Origin of the sequence: Streptomyces sp. NPDC059832, assembly GCF_042731715.1 — a bacterium.
Classification (GTDB): Bacteria; Actinomycetota; Actinomycetes; order Streptomycetales; family Streptomycetaceae; genus Streptomyces.
Map to the genome: position 1 here is coordinate 1 of NZ_JBHWIY010000076.1, position 6,825 is coordinate 6,825.

General features: G+C 69.2%; 5 protein-coding genes. 3 read left to right on the plus strand and 2 right to left on the minus strand.

Features of this window, described 5'->3' with window-relative positions:
* Positions 1-280 precede the first annotated feature (280 nt).
* Positions 281-2,731, minus strand: a complete 2,451-nt coding sequence (locus ACFV8T_RS44745; RefSeq protein ID WP_385339475.1) for an ABC transporter permease — start codon at positions 2,729-2,731, stop codon at positions 281-283.
* The gene (locus ACFV8T_RS44750; protein WP_383079413.1) at positions 2,728-3,420 is read right to left on the minus strand and encodes an ABC transporter ATP-binding protein; all 693 of its coding nucleotides are present in this window, start codon (positions 3,418-3,420) and stop codon (positions 2,728-2,730) included. Before ACFV8T_RS44750 ends, ACFV8T_RS44745 begins: the two co-directional genes overlap by 4 nt.
* Positions 3,421-3,640: 220 nt before the next feature.
* On the opposite strand from ACFV8T_RS44750, the gene ACFV8T_RS44755 reads away from it, so the two are divergent.
* From ACFV8T_RS44755 to ACFV8T_RS44765, 3 genes are all read left to right on the plus strand, one after another.
* A complete protein-coding gene (locus ACFV8T_RS44755; protein WP_385339478.1) occupies positions 3,641-4,939 on the plus strand; it encodes a sensor histidine kinase in 1,299 nt (432 codons plus the stop codon).
* A 2-nt stretch (positions 4,940-4,941) separates the two neighbouring features.
* Positions 4,942-5,625 (plus strand): response regulator, encoded by a 684-nt coding sequence (locus tag ACFV8T_RS44760; RefSeq protein ID WP_383079436.1) that lies wholly within the window; start codon positions 4,942-4,944, stop codon positions 5,623-5,625.
* An 818-nt stretch (positions 5,626-6,443) separates the two neighbouring features.
* On the plus strand, positions 6,444-6,671 hold the full coding sequence (locus tag ACFV8T_RS44765; protein WP_383079415.1) for a DUF6207 family protein: 228 nt from the start codon (positions 6,444-6,446) through the stop codon (positions 6,669-6,671).
* Positions 6,672-6,825 lie beyond the last annotated feature (154 nt).

The window sequence follows — 6,825 nt, forward strand, 5'->3', positions numbered from 1 at the left end:
AGAAAAAGAAAGAAAGAGGAGGTTCAATCTCACTTAGTAAGAAGAAAAAAGGGGGGGAGGGGTGGGGGAGGGGGAGGGATGGGGGAGGAGCCGCCCCCCCCCCCTCTTCCCCCCCCCCGATACCCCGCATCGCTTCCCGCTGTCGGCCCCCGTCCGGGCCTTCCGAGTCCCTCTCAAGAGGATCTGCCTGTACGGGGGCATTCGGCACCTGTGCCTGTACGGGCGGCCCGACCCCGCGGACCTGGCGGACCCGCCCCAGCAGCTCGCGCTCCGCCGGACGCTACTCGGTGCGCAGCGCCGTGGCCGTACGCGCCCTGGCGGCCCAGCCGGCCGGGATCAGTGCGCCCAGCATCGCGATCACAACCCCGCCGAGCCCCAGTAGGAGCAGCTGAACAGGCTCGTACACATCGAGGACCGGCGACGGCAGGCTGGTGCCTACGGCACGCCCCATTACCGGCATGACGACGTGGTGCAGCGCGTACCCCGCAGGGACGCCGAGCAGCCCGCCGATCACGCCGATCACGGTCACCGAGGCGAGCACGAGGCCCATGGTCTGCCGCGGCGTCATGCCGATCGCCTTGCAGACGCCCAGGTCGTGGATGCGTTCCCGGGTGTCGAGGACCACGGAGTTGAGTACGCCGAGACCGGCCACGGTGATCAGCATGAGGGTGAGCAGCACCGCCATCGCGGCCATGATGAGGATGATGCCGTCCTGCCCTGACTCGGAGCCGGTCGTGGCGTCGCCGCCCAGCGGCTGCACGACTGCGGCGACCTTCTGGGCGTAGTCGTCGGCGGAGACGCCGGACTTCGTTTCGACGAGGAAGGTACTGGGCTCAGCCGACTTGAAGTCGGCCATGTCCGCGTGGATCTCCAGCTGGCTGCCCGACGTGTCGAAGGACTCGCCCACGATCCGCAGGGTCGCGGTGTCCTTCTCGTAGGTCACCCGCACCGTGTCACCAATCTTGGTGCTGGTCCTTTCCAGGAAGCGGGAGGGCACCACGACCTGTCCCTTACCAGTGATCCAGTGCCCGGAAATCATCTCGTAGCTGCCAGAGCGCGAATCGCCCTCGTAGAGGCTGGCCTGGATCGATCCTGAGATCCCGGCCACGGCGACCTCGGTCTGGGCCTTGCCGTAGTACGACTCCGTACCCGGCTGCGACGCGACGGCGGCCCGCACCTTCGCCGGATCGGCGACCTTGGGCTTCTTGGACGTGCTCGCCGCGCTGTTCTCCACGGGAGGCGGGCCTGAATCGCTGCCGCCAGGGGAAGGCGGATCTCCCGCGTCGCCCCCCATAGGAGGCGGCGGCGGGGGAACGACTTCGATCGCCTTGGTCGTCGTGACCGTGACCGCGGCACGGTTCTCCGGGTCCTGCGAGGTGCCGATCGCGTTCAGGGACGAGGTCAGCCCCACAGCGAACGTCGCCGCGACCGTACCGAACGCCACCGCGAGCAGCATCGCGAGAGTACGTACCGGATGCGTGAAGGGGGTGGCGAGACCGTAGGTCACCGGCCGCGGCAGCGGCAGCAGCCCCATCGCCCGATGCGCCCACTGGCCTCGCCCAGTGCGCGGCGACCGGCCGACCGCGATGGCCTCGATCGTACGCAGCCTTCCGGCCCGCAGCGCGGGAATCAGCGCCGCGAGCCCCACGACGACCAGGGCGGCGGCCGGTACGGCGACGTCTACCCACCAGGCCACCGAGAGCGGGACGCCGCCGTACACCGACTCGGTGTCGGACAGTAGGGGCACGGCAAGGAGGTTGCCCAGGACGACACCCAGGGCGATGCCGACGACGGCCGGGATCAGCGCCTGGGCGACGTAGGCGCGTACGACCTCGCGTGGGGTGAAGCCGATGGCCTTGAGAATGCCGATTCTGCGCAGGCTGGTGCCGACCGCACCACTGATCACACTGCTGACGATGATCACCGACATCACGATGCCGAGCACGCCGAAAGCCATCACGAACGGGACGGTCGCCGCCGCACCCTGATCAGCGGCGCGTTTGGTGTCCAGCCAGGACTGGGTACCCAGCAGCGCCCCGGACCCCACGGAGGCGGCGAGCTTCTTCCGGTCGGCGAAGATCTGCTGCTTCGTGCTCGCGGAGTCGAAGCGGTAGAGCATCTGACTCGTGACCGGGCCGCCCTCCGACGCCAGCGCGTCGACTTGCGCGGGAGTCGCCCAGGAGTCGGCCGTCTTGCTGGCCGACACAGCGAAGCCGACGATCGAAAGGGTCGGGGCGCCCTCGGCGTCCGAAGCCTTCAGGGCGGCGCCGATCTCGACGGCGGGCCCCTCGAACGACGCGGCGAGCACGATCTCGCCCGGCTTCTGCGCCCACCGGCCGGACTTCAGATCCACCCGGTCTACGTCGCCGTCCGGACCGGACCGCCCGACCAGGGTCAGCATCGGCAATTGGAAGCCCGCCCGGTCCACCGGGCGGAACACCGTGGATGGATACGGCCCCGCGCTCGCGGCGACGCCGGGCAACTTCCCCGTCTTTGCCAGCTGCGCCGCACTCGCCTTGGCCGGATCGAACTGAGCAGTGATGTGCGCACCCTGCTGCTTCCTGAAGGCGTGGTCGAAGGGCGCGGCCGCGGCGACCATCAGCGACCCGGTGACCACCGCCGACGCCACCGCCATCATCATGGCCACGGCGATCACCACTGTCTGCACCCGCCGTCGGTCGACGCCGGAGCGTACGACCCGGCCCATCGCGCCGGTGCCGAACAGGCTCATCGGACGGCCTGCGCGTACGTGTCGAGGGCGACGTGACCGTCGACCAGGTGAACAGTGCGGCTCGCGCACGCCTCCGCCAGCGTCAGGTCATGTGTCACCAGCACGATGGTCTGTCCGGCGCGGTGCAGATCCATCAGCAGATTGCGGACGTCGTGGCCCGAGGCGGTGTCGAGCGCACCGGTGGGCTCGTCGGCGAGCAGCAGCGCGGGCCGGTTGACCAACGCCCGGGCGACCGCGACCCGTTGGCGTTCGCCTCCGGACAGTCGGCCCGGGTAGACGCGGGCATGCTTCTGGATCCCCAGCATCTCCATGAGCTCACCCGCACGGGCCGCAGCCTTGCGCCGACTGGTCCCAGTCAGCTGGGCCGGGAGCTGGATGTTGTCGGTGACGGTGAGGTCGTCGAGAAGATTGAAGAACTGGAAGGCCATGCCGATGTGCTCGCGACGGAACTTGGCAAGGGCGTGCTCACTCAACTGGTCGATCCGTCGCCCAGCCACGGTCACGGCGCCATCGGTCGGCGTGTCCAGGCCGGCGACGAGGTTCAGCAGCGTGGACTTGCCGCTGCCGGAAGGGCCCGTCACCGCAAGGGCCTCACCCTTGGCGACGCTAAGCGTGAGCGGTCCGAGCGCCGGCGCGCCAGCGCTGTCGTAGCGCTTCGCCACACCCTCCAGTTCGATCACTTGATCCATACGAGTTGTCCGTCCTTGCGGTCGCGAGAGGCACATGCCGTTGCCGGTCCTGCGAACCTAGAGGTGCCGCGTATGGGGCGCGTCGGCCGCGGAACCAACATCAGGCCCTTCCCGCGGAGGATTCGGCCGCGGAGTCCTACCTGAGAAGTAGACCTCTGGGACAACGCCCTGGCCGGACAGGCGGACGCGGACCGGGCGGAGAGCGCAGCACAATGCACGGATGGAGACGGAAGACCGGCGCAGCTGGCATCAGCAACTCGTCGACGCGCTACGCCCGGAGGCGAAGGCCGCCCCGCTGTCCCGGCGAGCGGTGCGCGCCGATGTGGTGCTGGCGGTCGTACTGACCGTCATTGCCCTGTTCGTGGCGGTGCGCTATCCCGGCGACGGACCGGTGAACATCAACCCCCCCACGGTGGACGTCGGGACCGGGGTCCCGGCCCCGCCCTCGCCGCCCGACCCTGGTCAGGTGCCCGAGGAGGAAGAACCCTCCTCCGTGCCCTGGGCCCCGGTCGTCCTGTCGACGCTACCGCTGGCAGCCCGGCGCCGGTATCCGCTGACCTTGTTCGTGGTGGTGCTGGGCGCGGCACTGGCCATCGGCAGCTCCGCCTCCTGGATCACCGTCCTGGCCTGTGTCATCGGCGCCTACAGCGCCGTCGTACACAGCCGTTACCGGATAACGGCGATCGCCGTCCTGGTGATCGCCGCCGCGCTGTCCGGCTTCGCTTTCCGCAACGCGGAACCCGTGCTCCCCGGATGGTCCAGCCCGGGATTCGTGCTCCTGGTGGCCGGGATGCTGGCCAGCCTCGTCCGCTTTCTGCAACTGCGGCTGGCCTCCAGCCGGGACCGGGTGACAGAACTGCAAGCCGCTCAGGAGGAGGCCACGCGCCGCGCCGTCGAGGAGGAGCGTGCCCGCATCGCCGCCGAACTGCACGACGTCGTGACCCACAATGTGAGCGTGATGGTGATCCAGGCCGGCGCGGCCCGCAAAGTGATGGACATGGCGCCCGAGCAGTCCAAGGAGGCACTGCTGGCCGTCGAAGCGGGCGGTCGGGCCGCCATGGCCGAACTCCGCCATGTGATGGGCCTGCTGGTCGCCCCGGACCACGAGAAGCCTGACGACCTGGAGCCCCAACCCGGGCTCGCACAGCTCGACGCGCTCGTCGCACGAGTACGCGCCGCCGGTACGCCCGTGAGCGTCGGGGTGTCGCTGCCGCCGGATCCGCTGCCACCGGGGTTGGACCTCGCGGCCTACCGCGTCGTACAGGAGGCGCTGACCAACACGATCAAACATGCGCGCGGCGCGCAGGCGTCCGTCGCCGTCGGCTACACCGACGCCTGTCTGGAGATCGAGATCACGGACACCGGCGGCGCCAAGGAGTGCCCGTCGGTGCAGAGCAACGGCCGTGGCCACATGGGGCTGCGCGAGCGGCTGGCCGTCTACAAGGGCGAGCTGACGGCCGGACCGACGCCGACCGGCGGCTACCGGGTGACGGCCCGCATCCCGCGGAGCACCGTATGAATATGGGCCAGGCGCCGCTGCGTGCCGTCATCGCCGACGACCAAGCCCTCGTACGCACCGGTTTCAAGATGATCCTGGCCGCGGACGGCATCGAAGTGACGGCTGAGGCCGCCGACGGGGCCGAGGCTGTCGCAGCGGTCCGCCGTACGCGGCCCGACGTCGTCCTCATGGACATCCGGATGCCGGAGATGGACGGCATCGAGGCCACCAGGCGCATCATCGGCGACGCCGGCCCGGACGGAACGCGGGTCATCATCCTCACCACATACGACCTCGACCACTACGTCTACGCCGCGCTCACGGCCGGCGCCAGCGGCTTCCTGCTCAAGGACGTCACCCCCGAACATCTGGTCTCCGCCCTACGCCTGGTGCAGACCGGCGACGCTCTCCTCGCACCCACGATCACCCGTCGGCTGATCGAGCGCTTCGCCCCTCACGACGAACCGCAGACCATCGCCCCGCACCGCGATCTGTCCGGCTTGACCCCACGCGAGCTCGAGGTGCTCCGCCTACTCGCGACGGGCCTCAGTAACGCCGAACTCGCCTCCCGGCTGTTCCTCAGCCCGACCACGGTCAAGAGCCACGTCGGCCGCATCCTGTCGAAGCTGGACCTGCGCGACCGTGTCCAGGCCGTCGTCTTCGCCTACGAGACGGGGCTGATCGCCCCGGGCGAGGTGCCTAGATGATTGATTCCAAGGTCAGTGGTCGTAGCCGGTCAGTGACCGGATGGCTGATTGGTCGGTGTGGTGGTTGTTCCAGACCGCGGTGGCTAGAGCGAGGAGTCGTTGCACGACGCGGACGGCTACCCCGGCAGCGTCTGGTTGACGGACTCGATCAGCCGCCGCCGCGGCTTGAACAGCGCCGCGCCAGCCGTTCGGGTTGGCCCTTGCGGGCCGGCCGCAGCAGCCGGACGCCCAGGCCAGCGCGTGGAAGTTCGGTGTGGTTCTCGACACGGACCGGCCAACTGCCCTCAGTGCCGCAGCGGCCTTCGGTCGCGGCAGGTTTTCCGGCGTCGCAGCGGATCACCAGATGTGCGTCAGCCGTGATGCCGTCACCCCCAGGGGCGCATTCCGAGGCGCGACGTCGACGCCTGCCAACCGAGACAACCGAGCGGAATCCCAGCCATACCACTGTCGGCTACTGCCTCTCAAAAGCGAGACGCCGAGGAAGGCGGACACGGCATTTGCCGCGTTAACCCAGTGTTCTCCGACGGCGCGGTGAGCTTCAACCACGCGACGTTCTCCGGCAGCAGGGTGAACTTCACTCGCGCGACGGGTCCGGCTCCCGCTGGGCTTCTCAATGCTGTCGGCACGCCTGCTCCTGCGGAGATCGTCCTTCCTTCCGCTTGGTAGCTCACGTCCTTGGGGGGGCGGTGATGCCGATCCGATCAAGCCCAGGGGGCGAAAACGGTCGGTTGCTCCCCCACCTGCCTCTGGAGTGCTCGTGCGAGTGGAACTGCAACGAGCAGCGAACTGTCTGCCATCGTCGGAGCGTCGGCCCGGTCATGGAACAGATCGACCCTCTTCACGTCTCGGAACCGGGCCTGCTGGTCGTCGACCTCACCGCGGCGGACGAAGAGACCGTCCAGGCCGCGATCGATGCCCTCGGTCGGCGCTGGGCAACGTCGGGCGGCGGCAGGGTTCGCCGTGTCCCTGGCGAGCCCGGGGTGACGGCGAGGCTGTATGCAGATATCCGCCGCCCTGGGGCCGAGGGCGCTGCGGCGCCGGGCTGACTGACACCGCGCCTCGCCCGCTTCCGGGAAGTCAGCTGATGGTGCGGCGGACAACTGCTGGTGGGAACGAGGGGAGGGGGGGTGTGGAATCCTCTCGGTCCCACCAAAACGAGGGACGGAGAAGGAGGGACACAGGATGGCGGGCACCGGGTCT

Bases quoted from the DNA above. Each gene is read 5' to 3' on its own strand.
- ACFV8T_RS44765 (WP_383079415.1), top strand. From the start codon at position 6,444: ATGGAACAGATCGACCCTCTTCACGTCTCGGAACCGGGCCTGCTGGTC.
- ACFV8T_RS44755 (WP_385339478.1), top strand. From the start codon at position 3,641: ATGGAGACGGAAGACCGGCGCAGCTGGCATCAGCAACTCGTCGACGCG.
- ACFV8T_RS44760 (WP_383079436.1), top strand. From the start codon at position 4,942: ATGGGCCAGGCGCCGCTGCGTGCCGTCATCGCCGACGACCAAGCCCTC.
- ACFV8T_RS44745 (WP_385339475.1), bottom strand. From the start codon at position 2,731: ATGAGCCTGTTCGGCACCGGCGCGATGGGCCGGGTCGTACGCTCCGGC.
- ACFV8T_RS44750 (WP_383079413.1), bottom strand. From the start codon at position 3,420: ATGGATCAAGTGATCGAACTGGAGGGTGTGGCGAAGCGCTACGACAGC.